Raw genomic sequence first — 14,520 nt, 5'->3', positions numbered from 1 at the left:
CCTATTTCTATTAGTTTATCGAACAATTTTCCCTGACTCTGCTGCGACAAAAGCTTTCACCTCAGCAATTGAAAATTGATTACAATCACCATGTATCGTATGCTTTAATGCTGAAGCAGCTGTAGCAAAATCAACCATCTCATTCAACTTCATTTTCACTAGTAAGCCATGTAAAATCCCACCAGCAAATGCATCCCCACCACCAACACGATCCACAATTGGATTGATTTCATGAATTTTTGAAGTTACAAGCTCACCTTGATTCCAAACAGTTCCTTGAAGTGTGTTGTGGCTAGCTGAGTAGACTTCCCGTAAAGTTGAATAAAACACTTGAATGTTTGGATATTTAGCGTTCATTGCTTGATAATAATAAGCCATATCAGCGGCTGACTCTAAGTTTAGTGCGCTTTCATTTTCTGGAATATCCATAAAATTTAGTGCATCTAACTTGCCAGCTGAACAATAATCTACGTATGGTAAGATTTCTTTAAAAGTTTGTTTAGCTGCTAGGACTGTCCATAATTTGCCACGATAATTCATATCAAAGCTGATTTTAATAGAACGTTTTTTTGCTTCTTTTAAAAGTTCCAAGATCATTTTTTGCCAATTTTTTGATAAGGCTGGTGTAATTCCAGATAAATGAATCAGCTCAACGTCCGCAAAAAGTTGATCGAAATTCCATTCTAACTCTTTCATTGTTGCAAAGCTTGAATAGGCACGGTCATAAACAACAGCGGCACCTCTTTCACCACAGCCACTTTCTAGATAATACATACCTAAGCGTTCTCCACCCATGATTAAAGAATCCACTAAGACTCCATAACTTTGTAGATGCTTCTTAACTGCATTTCCTAGAGGATTACTAGGTACCTTACTCGCATATTTCACTTCATGACCATAATTAGCCAAACTAATCGCAACATTCGCCTCGCCACCACCATAGTGAGCCATAAATTGCTGTGTATGATCTAGACGAATACCGGTATCTGTTGCTAAACGCAGCATAATTTCCCCTAAAGTTAAGATTTTACTCATAACTAAGCGTCCTTTCTGATTTCAGCTAACTTATCCATATATTCTTTCGCTAATTCAGAAATCCTACCATAATTGCCTGTTTTGGCTGGCGCTAACAAATTGCCTCCTACTCCAACTGCAACACACCCCGCATTTAGCCATTCATCCATATTATCAATACTTACTCCACCTGTTGGCATGATATTCGCATGTGGCAACGGAGCTTTTATCGCACCAATGAAACTTGGTCCAAAAGCACTTCCAGGGAATAGCTTAACAATATCGACACCAGATTTCATAGCTGTTTTAATTTCTGTAATGCTCATGCAACCTGGTAAGTATGGGATTTGATACAAATTACAAAGTTCTGCTGTATCTTGATCAAAACACGGGCTAACAATATATTCTGCACCAGCTAAAATTGCTAAACGTGCTGTTGTCACATCTAGCACCGTACCTGCTCCAATCACAACATCTGAACGAGTTTGATAAGCAGCCTTTAGTTCACGAATCACTTGGTCTGCATCAGGCACAGTAAATGTTAATTCTAAACCTGTCATCCCACCAGCAACTACCGCATGACTGATTTTCAAAGCGTCTTCTTTTGAATCCGCTCTCAATACTGCGATGACACCACTTTTTTCTAATTTATTTAAGATTTCAACTTTTTTCATTTTCAACCTCCTCATTCTTTTATTTCCAAATAGGAAATATCATTTTCTATTAAGAAACTTCACACCCTTATTATACATTAGCCATTAAATTATTCAAGTGAAAAAGTCATATTTCAAGAAAAAATTTCTTTATAGGATCAATGATTTCCTATAAAGAAATTAAAAACAAAAAAAACAGCTATCTCTATAAGATAACTAGCTTTTATAGATAGCTGTGATTCGACTTATTTCAATGAAAAAAACTAAGTTTGAACGATTGTCTCTAGTTGTCATATTTATTTTTTAAACTGTTATCGACTAAAGAAATATATACCTCTTTAGATACATTAATAATCTTTGCTCCGAATGAATCAAAAACTATTTTTTCTATAGCTACTGCTAACTTTTCTGTAGAATTGTTCGATTTTATTTCCTTTATTCAACATTAGTATCTACCAACTCTCCATCAATACCTTCAAAAAAACAGAGAGTACATCAGGATTTGACTTCATGAGTTTATATTTTTGTACTTTGTTTAATTCCGGCTTATATTTTATTCTACTTTCATTAAATTTATTCGATTGAATACGATCAAATAAATCCTTAATAAATGCTCCCCATTGAGGTAAATCTTTATTTCCAAAGGAATTTCTGTCTTCTAATAGTCTGTATCCGTCAGCTAAATAAAAAGTTAACAACGCCGTACTTAAATCACAAATTTCATTCTCAATTACTTCTTTAGGAATTTCAAATCCGTCATTCCAATTATAGTTATCCACATCTGGAAATTAAGTTATAAATGACTCTTCTAATCCGTAAAACACTATAAAGAAAGTCAATAGACCGCTAAGCTCTCCTAACGTCGCTATTGACTTTCTTTATTGGGGCATGTGCTTTTTATTCTGCCCTTCCTGACTCTAGAGAAAATGTTGTTTTATCACCATCATCACATTCAATAACAATGGATTCTGTTCCCTCTAAGTAGTAATCTTCGATTACATTTCTAAATCCCATACTCCATAATAAAGAACCGCCATTTTCATAAACAAATACATCTAATTCACAAATGAATACAATATATTTAGAATCTGAATCTATCATTATTTCATATAACAGAGAAGGCAATTTTTCTTCAAACAATACAGTCTTAGTGGTATAGTCTAGACAAGCATAAATGCTGTTTATTCCTACGAATATATTATTTGATAAAGTTAACAACTTTATCTGGGGCTCCAAACCTACATCATAGTAAATAAATCCTATGTCAACCAAATTATTACTAAATTTTATGAATTTGTTACTTTCAGAAATTTCTTCACTGAATAAAAAAGAATTTTCATCTAAGCTTTGTTCTAGTTCAACCGCTGATTCATAAGATTTTTTCTCAAAAGAATTCATTTATTTCCCACCTTTAACAATTATCGTTAGTAGTCTATCTCCATCCCAAACAGATTCTATTTTTACGCCTCCGTTAGGACCTTTTAAAAAGCTCTCTCTTACAGTAGCTGTATAATTTACTGTTGGTGTACCAGGTAACTCCTTAGCTATATAGCTCCTAGATTCTATTTTTAAAATATTTGAAGAATCATTCACTACATTTTTCAAATGATTATTCAAAAGTTCTCTGCTACTTGGCGTATCATAAATACCAATCTTACTTAACTCACTTTGCATAGTTTGTGACCTTTGAATGTTGTGTTTATTTCCCTTGGCTTTTCCGAAAAGATAGTCAAGTTTATTTCCTATCTCTGGATTTTTTAGTTTTCCAGCCCCACTAGCTTTCTCAAGAACTTCAGGAACCTTACTCCCTCTATTCCTAAACCCTTTCACACCACTATACCCTGCTAGTGCAAGATCCAATGCACCAAATACTCCACGCATAATGCGTTCTTTTCCGCTTAACTCTCGGCCACCAATTGTGTTTCCTGAGATTGCTTCATAACTGTTCACACTGCCTGATACCAAGCCTAATACCATCGCTATCTTCCATGGCAATGCCGCTCCGATGGCCAATACCGCTCCATTTACCACGGTATTGACTACCAAATTTGTTTTCTTCTCATTGAAAGATGTATACTCAAAGGCTGTACTCGCAAAGGCTAACGCTTCATATTCTTCATACGTGCATCCGATACCCGACTCTTGTTGGAGCAGCCTTGTCTTTCTAGGGGCTATAAATTGAGCTATAAGAGTAGAAAAAGAAACGATAAAGTTGAATCGTTTCTTTTTAAATCATGAGTTTTTTTACAATGAATACAGCTAGCTTTTGTTCGCTATTGGCAACTTGATTAGTGAGTGCATTCTTACTAAGTCAAGGCTTTACCGCTCGATTCCAATCAAATGGTAAAGTGCCTTTTTTAATTATAATTGTTGAAATACTCAATAATTATATTTTGCATAAAATTATTATTAATTGTATCATCGCTAATAAAATTTAAAAATAAATCATAAACTTCTTGGTTTTTATACTTAGATAGAAGTTTACAAATAGACAACAACATTTCTGATTCTATATTGTGATTATTTTGAAAATATTTAGCTAATAATTTGACTGAATTGTCATTTATTTTATTTTCTACCACTTCAATAAATATAATTTTTTCATAGCTTGAATAATCTTCTGATGTAATTAATTCAATAAGCTCATCTTCATTTAAATCCTCTTTAAAGATGTTTAATCGGCTCTTATCTACATCATTTCTAGCTTTTTTGTCGTCATTATAATAATTTTCTAAAAAAGCGGGATAATCAACTAACTCATAAACTAATGAAGTCATATCTTTAATGTACGAACTAATATTTTCTTTGTAAACCTGAAAATCTTTAAGTTCATATATTGATAATCCTCCAAAATCATCAACTATTCTAATTTCATTTTCTTTTTTTATAAGAACTGGATAGAGTTTATTAATAGTAATATCTCTATTTGCTTTGTTAGAAATTACTTTTACAATCATATTATCTAACCCCCTTTGGTATAAAATTATTATCTAAGTCTATAATCCAAAAATCATCAGTAAGCCCATTCCTAATTTTAAGGTCTTTAGGAATGGGTACTTTCATTTTCACATCATAAAAACTAATTTTACCAGTTTTTAAATTCTGATAATAGTGAATCTTTCCTTTCCCCATTGACGTTTCATAACTATATGTTGACTCCATTTTCGCCCAGTCTGACACGGAACTTCTATCCTTAGTAAGTTCAGAAACTACCTTAGGGTCTTTTAAATCAGAACCAGATATAATAGGTTTTGAGTTTTCGAGTATATCACCTTTCATTAACTCATTTTTATACTTTTGATATTGGGCACTATTTTTTGAGTTCTTTGGAATATCAGCCCCACTGGCTTTCTCGGGGCGGGAAACCTGCTTTAGAATAAATGTGCTAAAATGCTTTTATACCAACAGTTTAGCACACTTTTCTTAACTAGCGACTTTTACTTCAATTTTAGGCAATTGGTACACTATTTTTTTCTTAATCATCACATATATCACACGAATTAATTTCCGCATAATACAAATTAATGCTTGGATTTTTGTCTTTCCTTCTAAAAGCTTGCTCTCGAAATAAGCCCGATACACTATGTTTCGTGGCTCTCCCTTATTCGTAAGGTAGATTTGTTGAATCGCAAGAAAATATAAGGTTGAATAGAGTGATTTATACCAATTGGGAAAACGGAAAGAGAGAGCTTGAACTAGATAAGATTGTAGAACTTGCGACAGAGCTGAACACCACAGTTGATTATCTTCTTGGTAATTCAGATATTAATCTTTTGGATACCTCCAAAGAGGATATACAAAATTTAAGTAAAGAAGAAGCAAAATAATTATCAAGTTCATTAATGCAAAACATGGACACTATTTTTGAAGCTGGAAAAGAGAAATTCAATATGACAGAGGACGAAATGGAAGCAATGAAGGTATTTGTCATAAAATAATTTCTAAAAGAAGCGAAAGAAAAAGAAAAGGATAAGAATAACTCTTCTAATCCGTAAAATACTATAAAGAAAGTCAATAGACCGCTAAACTCTCCTAACGTCGCTATTGACTTTCTTTATTGGACATGTCTGTTTGTTAGTGCCCGAGGAACTCACGAAATAGCTAGCACCTTGACTTGTTCCTCGAGCTTTTTCAGCATGACATGCCCACCGTTTGCTTTAGCATTTGAATTTGTTCTTTCAAACCTTTTTTATTTCACCCTCAGAATCTTGCAAAATAGCATGGTTTAAATATTTATCCTAGTATTCAGAATTTATTTTTCTTCCCAAAAAAATGAAACATCTTCCATGCCTATTTTTTCAACAGAGATATCTTTACAAATTATTTCCATGGACATGATTGACAAATCTAGGGAACAGTGTACAAAATTTTCATTTTCTTCATACTTTTTTAAAGAGATATCTTGTCCATAATATCCTAACTGTTTCCATTTCATATCTTTTACATTACGTATCATTCTCCAATTCACATCTGTTTCATAGCCAACTTTGTAGCAAGAAATAAAACTAATTTTCCAACAGGTTTTATCATCATCTTCTATAAAAATATCTACTTCATCTCCGAAATATTTAATTTGAACATCTAGTATTGTCATATCCCAATATTCGGTTTTTTCTATTTCTTCCTCTAGCAATTGAATATTCATTATTTCCTCCTATTTCTTTGTCCAAGGAATATGAGCATCTGGACTTTTTCTATTTATTATATTTCCATTTATATCTAATGGATTTCTATCAGCATCAAAAATATGCATATGATCATAGTTAGTTACTTTATCAGGTGGATCAATTTTAACTCTATCAGTACCAAAAGAATCTTTAATGTGAACACGACCATTATTTTCAAAAATTTGCCAATCATCGGGGATACTATTCCTTAATTCATCTAACGACATATTATTAATTTCATTAGGTTTTAATTTGTTAAGGTTAGCTCCACCAGCTTTCTCAGGAATTTCAGGAACCTTACTCCCTCTATTCCTAAACCCTTTCACACCACTATACCCCGCTAATGCAAGATCCAATGTGCCAAATACTCCACGCAAAATGCGCTCTTTTCCGCTTAACTTTCGGCCACCAATCGTGTTTCCAGAGATTGATTCATAACTGTTCACACTACCTGAAACCAAACCTAATCCCATCGCTATTTTCCATGGCAATGCCGCTCCGATAGCCAATACCGCTCCATTTACCACGGTATTGACTACTAAATTTGTTTTCTTTTCATTGAAAGACGTGTACTCAAACGCTGTACTCGCAAAGGCCAACGCTTCATATTCCTCATACGTACATCCTACACCCGACTCTTGTTGGAGTGCAAGATACTCAGCCTTCATGTACGTTGTCAGTGGGCTTTTTCGGTACATTAAATCCGTTAAGCTAACCTGTTGAAGCGATCCATTTCGATCCATTCCATCTGCTGAATAATTCGGGTTGGGAATCGCTACTTTAGCCGGTGTCGTTTCAGATGCAATATCAAAATGACTGAGCTTTTCCACAAATTGATCCATGCTTTGTAAAAAAGGATAATCTATACTACTAGACAATTCATCTGGAATCTTCGTCACAGCTTGCTGCAGCCAGTACATTTTTTCACCCCAAACATCGTACTGACTTGGGTACTGGCGCACATCTAAACGGATGACGTAATCTTTGTCATATCTCGCAATGTCATCCTCGGCTTTCTCAATCTCTCTCGCCGCTTTCTTTAGTAATTCAACCACAGACAAGCCTTCTTCATTGGCACCATCTGAGCCTAACCATTGAGTGGCTTGGATTTTATTCAACCAGTCTTCTTCATTATACCCCACATCCATCTATAAAATCCTCCCACCAGGAACTTTTTCCCCTGGTTCGTCGATTCCTCTTCCTAAACTTTCATCCAGCTCCACAAAGGTCTCTCCTGTAAATTTCACATACTCGTCTACTCGTTGATAATGTCCCAACAAACCTGCAACGTGCTGTGTTAACACTGGATACATGCCAATCTGTCCCATGGCATCCCCTGCTTCATAAAAATCAATCTGCTCTAATTTCTCTGCGGCTTTATAGGCAACTTCTAACTGCGTCACTGCTTTTTTTAAGAAGGTTTGAATATCGGCTAATTCATCTGGATTAACTTGAATTTTCCCCATTAGGCTGTCACTCCTTCTGGCAATTCATAGGGTACCTTTAATTCTTCTACCAACCAGTGAGTCAACCAATAGTGACTCATTTTATACACATATTCTTCGGAAGGAGAGACAGCGTACAGTTGATTTTCTAACTCAAAAAAGACCCATTCTTCTTTGCTGATTCCAGATTCTGTCGGACTAACTTTCCCGATAGAAAGAGGAGCTACTTGAAATTCTGCTTCTTCTAAACCTAATTGTCTCAACTCTGAACGACGCAGGCGTTGCTTCTTAAATGTCAATTCTTCCTCAGTTGCTTCTCGTCGAACTAGCTCATACTCATGGTACAACTTTTCTAATAACGCTTTCCCTGGTAAAACAGAGAGTCGATAGCCTTCTTGTACTTTTTCTAGACAAATCGTTTCTTTTTCATCTGGAACGAGGAAATGATTTTCAACCATCACATACGTTTCACTTTCACAATAACGTTCTAAAATTTTCAATAGAGTCATTCCAATAGAGGTTAACTGGTTTTCTTTCGTAACGATCTGTTTCTTTTGTAGTCTTTCAACCCCGACTTCACTACTTTCTAGTGCCGTTAAACCAACTAAATACAGTTCTGGGAACCCAAATAACTCAGTTCCCCCTAAAATATCCATCAGCACATATACTTCTTGTGCTGAAAAAACATCTTTTTTCATCTTTCCCCTCCTTGATCACGTTTGTTATTTTATAAACGCATCAAATTGATCGAATCATCGCCATAGTGGCACCTTTATCCATGCTGGCACTATCCTTCTTCAACGCTCGCAAGGCTTTATCTTGAACCTTGACAATCTCTTCGAGCTTTTGATGGCTTTTCAATAAAATGTTTAGGTACATTAAATAGATAGATTTTGACTCTCCAGTCCAGGTACGATCGGACCCTGATGAAATGCCTTCTAAGGTATGAATCGTTTTCAAAGATTGGTGCAAGGCTTCTTTTAACTCTTTAGAAGTAGCAATTGCATCAGCTAATGCCCCTCCTTTAATTCTTACATCACTCATCTGTTCTCCTTTCCGAATCTGTTTTAGTTCATTTTTTCACGTTCCTCACGCTTTTTCTCTTCTGCTTTTCTCGCTTCTTCTGCATTATAGTCTTCTTCACGTTTCTTTTCTGCCTGATAAAGCCCACTGTATTCTTCATATTTCTCTCTCGCTACTGTAGAAGCATAGTAAAGTGACTCAGCTTGTCGATGCTGGACATCAACTAAACTCGAAAGCTCTCCATTTAATTCCATAAATTTATCGACTGAATCTTGATTAGGAAGACCCTCAGACTCTGCCGAAAAGTTCATTTTATTCACGTTACTAACCATTGATTGAATCGCTTTTAAATAGTTCGTTTGGTTATCAAATCGAGTTGCTAGCTTTGTTTCTAAGGATTCATACGCATCTCGTTTTTCTTTGTATTCCACTGTTTGAAAATACATACTCTTCTCTCCTTTTAAAATAACTATATATATATATTATCACAACTACTACTACAATTACACGCCTTTTTATTATTTTGATGATTTTAATTTATATTCTATAAAAATAACCTAAAATAAGCTCTCAAAACCAGTTAGGTCTTAAGAACTATTTTATTAATCATGCAAGCTGTTCAGAAAATTAATGAAACTATCAGAAACATAAAATAGATTTTCTAACTCATTTTCATTTCCAAGCTCATGTTACCAAAAATAAATTTCTCCATAATGCTTTTCAGATATGCCGATACATAGTTGATTCCCTCCTGAATCGTCAGCTATTGGAAGAAAACCAACTTCAAGTAATTCATCTGAAAAATCAATATTTTTTTGTAAATTGTCATACATATCATCTATTCCATAAAAAACGTTTAGGAGTTTTAATAGTTAAGGTTGTATCTCACTTCTTGAAATTGATAAGTTCATAAAAGTAAGAGCTAACAACGGTTTATTATAATCATAAGTGAATATCTTTAATGTAGGATTTTTCTCTATACTAAATTCTATTTTTTGAATAGTAAACTGACTCAAATTTAACATTCCATTGTTACTCTCATATAGATTTTCAGGAATCTCATAATTTAAACTCAGACAATTAAAAATTTCTAATTTAATTAACTCATTTGTGTCTAATTCAGTCCAAAAATAATCAACCTCTATAATTAAATCCGTTAGGTTCTCTTCATAATATAATTTTGTTATTATGCTATCTATAAAATCAAAAGAAGCCAAGTTTTGTTCGATTTTATTTTCTTTATTCATAGTTATTCCCCTTATTAATTTTAATTTTAAAAATAAAAATGGGGTAGTTCTCTAACATCTTGTCGATTTGCATTACTTGGAAAAGCACCTGTATCGTCTATATAATTTCCACCAGAATTTTGTACTCTATTATAATCATTGAATGCTTTTTAATAAGCTCAAAATTTTTCGTCGAATCGCTACCCGTTATAATAAACTAGCGACTTCTTTTCTGGCATTTATCAATTTAGCAGCAATCACTTTATGGATTAAATTACTTTTCAGATACGCTCTAGTAAATATTTTTATATTGCTACATCTTGGTAGCCTACTTCTATCACTTTTTCGTCGCTCAATCTTATACCTATTTCATTCTCCGAATCCCATGTACAGTCAAAACTTATGCCTATGCTTCTTCCGCCATATAATTCTCCATATGGAACCTTTATTCCAACTAATGTAATATGTTCCAATATTTCTTCTATTGTCACTATTTCAGGATAATTGTCATTTAATTCAATATCATACCCTAGCTCTTCTCTTTTATTTTGATAATAATCTAAAATAGGGGATAAAAATATTTTTTGAATATCCACCCAATTTTTTATTAACATTTTATAGGCTTCATATTGCTCTTTTTCAAAATCTGCTTCTTCATCTCCTGCAACTAAAATAACTATCTCAACTTCTTTATTATAAAAATCAATTTTACTTGTTTTAAACCAAGAATAATCAAATTCTAACCCACCAAAAACTTCATCATTAATTTTCATCTAAAATACTTCCTTTCCTATTTTACAAATGCACCTGCATTTATCTCACCTACACCACCGATATGGCCAAATGTACTATTAATTTCTGAAGGTACAAGCTGTATTGTCGTGCCATTATTTAATTCATGCCATGTCAAATTATTTTGTACCCTATATTTTTCAATGTCTCTTGGTTTTATATTGCCAGATTCCATACCAAATGTTTTAGCTAAATTTGGAGAATCATTTAGCTGTTTAGCCAAATTTGAATTTGCTTGTTGAAAATTGAAATCTCTGGCTTTACTGCCCAAAGCACCTTTTCCACCAAGCATGTACTCAATTTCAATTTCTGCTTTAGAAAATGGTGAAAAATCAGGGACCCCATTTTTATAGTATACACCTTCTACTCCTGCATTTTTTAATATACTTTCCAACTTAGCGTCTGGCGGTGGTTTTAGAGTAGAGAGTGATTCTCCACGAGCCCCTACAAACTGGACTTTTTTATTTCCGAGTGCAGGAGTTTGACCTAAACGAGCTTCGTAAGTACTAGCAAATTCGGTCTGTTTAAAAGCTGTAGGAATATCATCAACAGCACCACCAACTGTCTTATCCAACGCCTTATATTCTTTCCACTGTTTTTCTGTAATATGAATACCATCTAATGCTTTACCCGAATTTTTTGCTAGCTTCGCACTCTTAAGGATATCCTTAATCTTATCTGGTGGTAAGACACTTAACAATAGCCACATACTAGAGCCCATTTTTGAACGGTTGTTGAGCCAACATCTAATAAGAACCAATCCTACTAACTCGTAGAACTGGCTCAAAGCAAACAATTTAATTTTTACATATATATATTTAATCCAATAAAATTTTCTCTTGTTTACCATCTAAATACTTATCAATTTCATTTTGCCATAATCCTAGTAGTTCTTCATCTACCTCAATATCACTATCCGACACCAATCGAATAACAAAATGCTTTTTTATTTATATTTCAATATAACTCTCAGCAATATCAATGTCTTTGGTCATATCTAACTCAGGAAATTTTTTATCAAGATTTCTTAAGCAAGCAATAAATCTCTCACTTTGAAGTTTCTCAGATATATCTTCAAAAATTTCACTGATATAATATAAATCATCCTCGTTACACTCATTAAGATAATCTATTGCTTCATCTTCATTCTGAGTTAAAAATTTTGTCATTTCGTTCCAGCACTTTTCTATTCCAAAATCATCATTTATATTTAAACTTTTTCTTTTTTTTAAAATAGTTGCCATCTCATTTTTTAATTCCATGATTTTCCTCCTAAAATTTTATGGTTGTCTGGTCGCATCTGGAAATATAGTTGCAGGCTTTCCATCAGTTTTTATTACCCCAACTCGTACACCATTAAACTCTCCAAAAATAGCTTCCCCATCCTTAGCACCTACAAAGTTTGGGTGGTTAGCAATATGTTGTCCGGCACTCTCTATATCTTTATTCGTCCAATTTTCAGGAAACCAAGATTGATTGTTTCCAGTTCTTTTAGCCTTAACTTTATGGTCTGGTATATTTCCAGTTCTAACACCATTCGGGTACGTTTTTTCAATATTTACCTCAAACCCATTTTCCTTTAGAAAATCAATGTTAGATTGACCATGCCCGCCACCTTTCATTTTGGACACTTTCCCTGTAGAAGGATTAACAGTAAAATCTCCGACATTTGCATGTTTCAAACTTTGTTCTGAAATTTCAATCTTAGGTACCTTAGCACCACCGACTTTCTTATCCAACACCTTATATTCATTCCACTGCTTCTCCGTGATATGAATACCATCTAATGCTTTGCCTGATTTTTTTGCGAGCTTGGCACTCTTAAGGATGTCCTTAATCTTGTCTGGCGGTAAAATACTTAGCAATAACCAAAAACCAGCACCCATTTTTTGAACTTTAGTGGAGCCATCATCTAATAAGAACCAATCCTACTAACTCTTAGAACTGGCTCAAAGATAGGAATAACTCTTCTAATCCGTAAAACACTATTCAGAATCTAGCAAAATAGCTTTTAAAAAGATAATTTCTTAATGATCTTTGAGATATTTTCTCGAAATCATTTAAATATCTTCATTATTTTTCAACTGATTCAATAACTTTTCTAGTTCTTCAATGTAACAGTTCTCTTGTATATTTAGAGTTTTCAAATCATTCAAATATTTTTCAAATGCACTAATTAATTCCACATTATACTCTTCAAAATTAATTTTTTCTTCCCAATCAATTTTTTTCTTCTCAATCTTATTTTCCGACTCAATTGCAGAAGAACCTTCTAATTTTGGAGATTCTATCTTACTAATAATTATTGTATTGTCATCTTGCTTTGCGAGCTCAATCCATACTCTTGGCGTCTCTATATCACTAATATATATAGGATTTTCTTCTCTTAGCTTCAAAGTAGCTTCTACAAAATATCTCATCCACCAATAGATAGATACAGATACGATATCCACTTCTTTATCGAGGTAAGCACCATATTCACTATCTCCTACTATTAGCTGAAAATATCCTATTTCTCCATGAATTTCATTTCCCTCAATTTCATCTTCTGAATCATCAAAAATTTTATACTTAATTTTAAACATTTCAATCCCCCTCTACTTCATAAAGTTCCGTATATCCTGCACAGAATATGTGTGGTTTCCATAAACACTTCCAAATGTTCCATCATTATGAATATAAACATTCAATTTCTCTCCATTTATCGAATACTCAAACAAACCACCTGTTTTCCCTTGATTTAACAAGTCATTATAAGCAATTTCTGAATATTTTGTTATCTCATCGGTCGTCCACTTAGAATTAAAAAAAGATTGATCTTTTAATTTTTCAGCCAGTTGAGCATCTGATAAATATTCTGCTTGAGAATTTATTGAATCAACATTATGCCTAGTTTGTATGTGCTTAATATTTCTTTTTGATAATGGATTATTGATCTCAACATCAGGTACCTTAACCCCACTGACTTTCTTATCCAACACCTTATACTCATTCCACTGCTTCTCCGTGATATGAATACCATCCAATGCTTTTCCTGAATTTTTTGCGAGCTTCGCACTCTTAAGGATGTCCTTAATCTTGTCTGGCGGTAAAATACTTAGCAATAACCAAAAACCGGCACCCATTTTTTGAACAGTTGTTGAGCCATCATCTAATAAGATTTCAACATCATCTAAGCCAACTACTATTTTCAAGATTTCAGGAGTCAATTTAGCCATTCCACCCAGCGCATCCAGTAATTCGGAAGATTGTAAGGCTTCGGAGGCTTCTTTTTGTACCTTCCCATTTTTTAAAACCTGATAAAAGGTCCCATATTTGGTTTTAATTTCTCTAATTTCATAACGGTCTTCTTCGTTTGCTTGATTGTATTTATCTAACTGTTGATGCCAGCCCAGTGAGGAAAAATCCACTTCATTGTAGCCCTTTGTTCCTCCTGAAAAGTTCTTACTTTCTCCCATAAAAGCAAGAGCTTCAGTAATAGCAACGATGGTTTCATAGACTTCATCAAAGCTACCTTGTGTCGTGTTTTCAAAGTACTCATATCTTTTTAACAGTTCAATTTCTTTTATTGTACCATTCATCGTATTTTGTGCAAAAAAATCTTTTAAAATCGGAACATCTTTAAAAACTTCAGCCATGGCTTCCATAAACTCTAATTTTTGAGTCTGTAGCCTACGCAATTCATTTTCCAACTCAACTA

The 14,520-nt window shown here is 33.7% G+C and carries 22 protein-coding genes and 1 pseudogene; 2 read left to right on the top strand and 21 right to left on the bottom strand.

Annotation, left to right across the window (positions count from 1 at the left end; genetic code table 11):
• Nucleotides 1–15: 15 nt before the first annotated feature.
• The 7 genes from BR43_RS14335 to BR43_RS14305 all read right to left on the bottom strand — a co-directional run bounded on the left by BR43_RS14335 (nt 16) and on the right by BR43_RS14305 (nt 4,946).
• A complete protein-coding gene (locus BR43_RS14335; RefSeq protein WP_034563114.1) occupies nt 16–1,035 on the bottom strand; it encodes a sugar kinase in 1,020 nt (339 codons plus the stop codon).
• 2 nt (nt 1,036–1,037) lie between these two features.
• Nucleotides 1,038–1,688 (bottom strand): bifunctional 4-hydroxy-2-oxoglutarate aldolase/2-dehydro-3-deoxy-phosphogluconate aldolase, encoded by a 651-nt coding sequence (locus BR43_RS14330; protein WP_034563112.1) that lies wholly within the window; start codon nt 1,686–1,688, stop codon nt 1,038–1,040.
• Between the two features lie 431 nt (nt 1,689–2,119).
• On the bottom strand, nt 2,120–2,446 hold the full coding sequence (locus BR43_RS14325; RefSeq protein ID WP_051933980.1) for a DUF4274 domain-containing protein: 327 nt from the start codon (nt 2,444–2,446) through the stop codon (nt 2,120–2,122).
• 118 nt (nt 2,447–2,564) lie between these two features.
• Nucleotides 2,565–3,065: a hypothetical protein gene (locus BR43_RS14320; RefSeq protein ID WP_034563110.1), complete on the bottom strand. Its 501-nt coding sequence runs from the start codon at nt 3,063–3,065 to the stop codon at nt 2,565–2,567.
• Complete coding sequence (locus tag BR43_RS14315; protein WP_034563108.1) at nt 3,066–3,713, bottom strand: hypothetical protein; 648 nt, start codon at nt 3,711–3,713, stop codon at nt 3,066–3,068.
• 311 nt (nt 3,714–4,024) lie between these two features.
• Nucleotides 4,025–4,624 carry a hypothetical protein gene (locus BR43_RS14310; RefSeq protein WP_034563106.1) on the bottom strand — a complete coding sequence of 200 codons (600 nt, stop codon included), beginning with the start codon at nt 4,622–4,624 and terminating at the stop codon, nt 4,025–4,027.
• A gap of 1 nt (nt 4,625) precedes the next feature.
• On the bottom strand, nt 4,626–4,946 hold the full coding sequence (locus tag BR43_RS14305) for a hypothetical protein (RefSeq protein ID WP_034563104.1): 321 nt from the start codon (nt 4,944–4,946) through the stop codon (nt 4,626–4,628).
• Nucleotides 4,947–5,320: 374 nt separating this feature from the next.
• On the opposite strand from BR43_RS14305, the gene BR43_RS19990 reads away from it, so the two are divergent.
• Entirely contained in the window at nt 5,321–5,494 is a 174-nt protein-coding gene (locus BR43_RS19990) for a helix-turn-helix domain-containing protein (protein ID WP_245617871.1), read from the top strand.
• A 425-nt stretch (nt 5,495–5,919) separates the two neighbouring features.
• On the opposite strand, the gene BR43_RS14295 is transcribed toward BR43_RS19990, so the two are convergent.
• The 8 genes from BR43_RS14295 to BR43_RS19275 form a co-directional block, all read right to left on the bottom strand.
• Nucleotides 5,920–6,312 (bottom strand): hypothetical protein, encoded by a 393-nt coding sequence (locus tag BR43_RS14295; RefSeq protein WP_034563102.1) that lies wholly within the window; start codon nt 6,310–6,312, stop codon nt 5,920–5,922.
• A gap of 9 nt (nt 6,313–6,321) precedes the next feature.
• Nucleotides 6,322–7,482 (bottom strand): hypothetical protein, encoded by a 1,161-nt coding sequence (locus BR43_RS20350; RefSeq protein WP_211252931.1) that lies wholly within the window; start codon nt 7,480–7,482, stop codon nt 6,322–6,324.
• On the bottom strand, nt 7,483–7,800 hold the full coding sequence (locus tag BR43_RS14285; RefSeq protein ID WP_034563101.1) for a hypothetical protein: 318 nt from the start codon (nt 7,798–7,800) through the stop codon (nt 7,483–7,485).
• Nucleotides 7,800–8,477: a DUF5081 family protein gene (locus tag BR43_RS14280; protein ID WP_034563099.1), complete on the bottom strand. Its 678-nt coding sequence runs from the start codon at nt 8,475–8,477 to the stop codon at nt 7,800–7,802. Before BR43_RS14280 ends, BR43_RS14285 begins: the two co-directional genes overlap by 1 nt.
• Nucleotides 8,478–8,517: 40 nt before the next feature.
• The gene (locus BR43_RS14275) at nt 8,518–8,823 is read right to left on the bottom strand and encodes a hypothetical protein (RefSeq protein WP_034563096.1); all 306 of its coding nucleotides are present in this window, start codon (nt 8,821–8,823) and stop codon (nt 8,518–8,520) included.
• A 23-nt stretch (nt 8,824–8,846) separates the two neighbouring features.
• A complete protein-coding gene (locus tag BR43_RS14270; protein ID WP_034558808.1) occupies nt 8,847–9,248 on the bottom strand; it encodes a hypothetical protein in 402 nt (133 codons plus the stop codon).
• A 243-nt stretch (nt 9,249–9,491) separates the two neighbouring features.
• Nucleotides 9,492–9,644: an SMI1/KNR4 family protein gene (locus tag BR43_RS19985; RefSeq protein WP_342668061.1), complete on the bottom strand. Its 153-nt coding sequence runs from the start codon at nt 9,642–9,644 to the stop codon at nt 9,492–9,494.
• A gap of 30 nt (nt 9,645–9,674) precedes the next feature.
• A complete protein-coding gene (locus BR43_RS19275) occupies nt 9,675–10,049 on the bottom strand; it encodes a hypothetical protein (protein ID WP_051933979.1) in 375 nt (124 codons plus the stop codon).
• Nucleotides 10,050–10,197: 148 nt separating this feature from the next.
• Here BR43_RS19275 and BR43_RS20485 point away from each other — a divergent pair.
• Nucleotides 10,198–10,302: pseudogene (locus BR43_RS20485) on the top strand (IS5/IS1182 family transposase); the annotation flags it as partial.
• 31 nt (nt 10,303–10,333) lie between these two features.
• On the opposite strand, the gene BR43_RS14255 reads toward BR43_RS20485, so the two are convergent.
• The 6 genes from BR43_RS14255 to BR43_RS14230 form a co-directional block, all read right to left on the bottom strand.
• On the bottom strand, nt 10,334–10,801 hold the full coding sequence (locus tag BR43_RS14255) for a DUF6985 domain-containing protein (protein WP_034563094.1): 468 nt from the start codon (nt 10,799–10,801) through the stop codon (nt 10,334–10,336).
• A 17-nt stretch (nt 10,802–10,818) separates the two neighbouring features.
• Nucleotides 10,819–11,541: an HNH endonuclease gene (locus tag BR43_RS14250; RefSeq protein WP_211252930.1), complete on the bottom strand. Its 723-nt coding sequence runs from the start codon at nt 11,539–11,541 to the stop codon at nt 10,819–10,821.
• Between the two features lie 229 nt (nt 11,542–11,770).
• The gene (locus BR43_RS14245; protein WP_034563092.1) at nt 11,771–12,082 is read right to left on the bottom strand and encodes a hypothetical protein; all 312 of its coding nucleotides are present in this window, start codon (nt 12,080–12,082) and stop codon (nt 11,771–11,773) included.
• A gap of 18 nt (nt 12,083–12,100) precedes the next feature.
• Nucleotides 12,101–12,706 carry an EndoU domain-containing protein gene (locus BR43_RS14240; RefSeq protein WP_245617870.1) on the bottom strand — a complete coding sequence of 202 codons (606 nt, stop codon included), beginning with the start codon at nt 12,704–12,706 and terminating at the stop codon, nt 12,101–12,103.
• Between the two features lie 174 nt (nt 12,707–12,880).
• Nucleotides 12,881–13,405: a hypothetical protein gene (locus BR43_RS14235; protein ID WP_034563091.1), complete on the bottom strand. Its 525-nt coding sequence runs from the start codon at nt 13,403–13,405 to the stop codon at nt 12,881–12,883.
• A 12-nt stretch (nt 13,406–13,417) separates the two neighbouring features.
• Nucleotides 13,418–14,512 carry a hypothetical protein gene (locus tag BR43_RS14230; protein WP_034563089.1) on the bottom strand — a complete coding sequence of 365 codons (1,095 nt, stop codon included), beginning with the start codon at nt 14,510–14,512 and terminating at the stop codon, nt 13,418–13,420.
• Between the last annotated feature and the right edge of the window lie 8 nt (nt 14,513–14,520).

The sequence above is a fragment of the Carnobacterium gallinarum DSM 4847 genome (genome assembly GCF_000744375.1).
In the GTDB taxonomy this organism is placed as follows: Bacteria; Bacillota; Bacilli; order Lactobacillales; family Carnobacteriaceae; genus Carnobacterium; species Carnobacterium gallinarum.
This window is presented reverse-complemented; position numbering and strand designations above follow the sequence as displayed.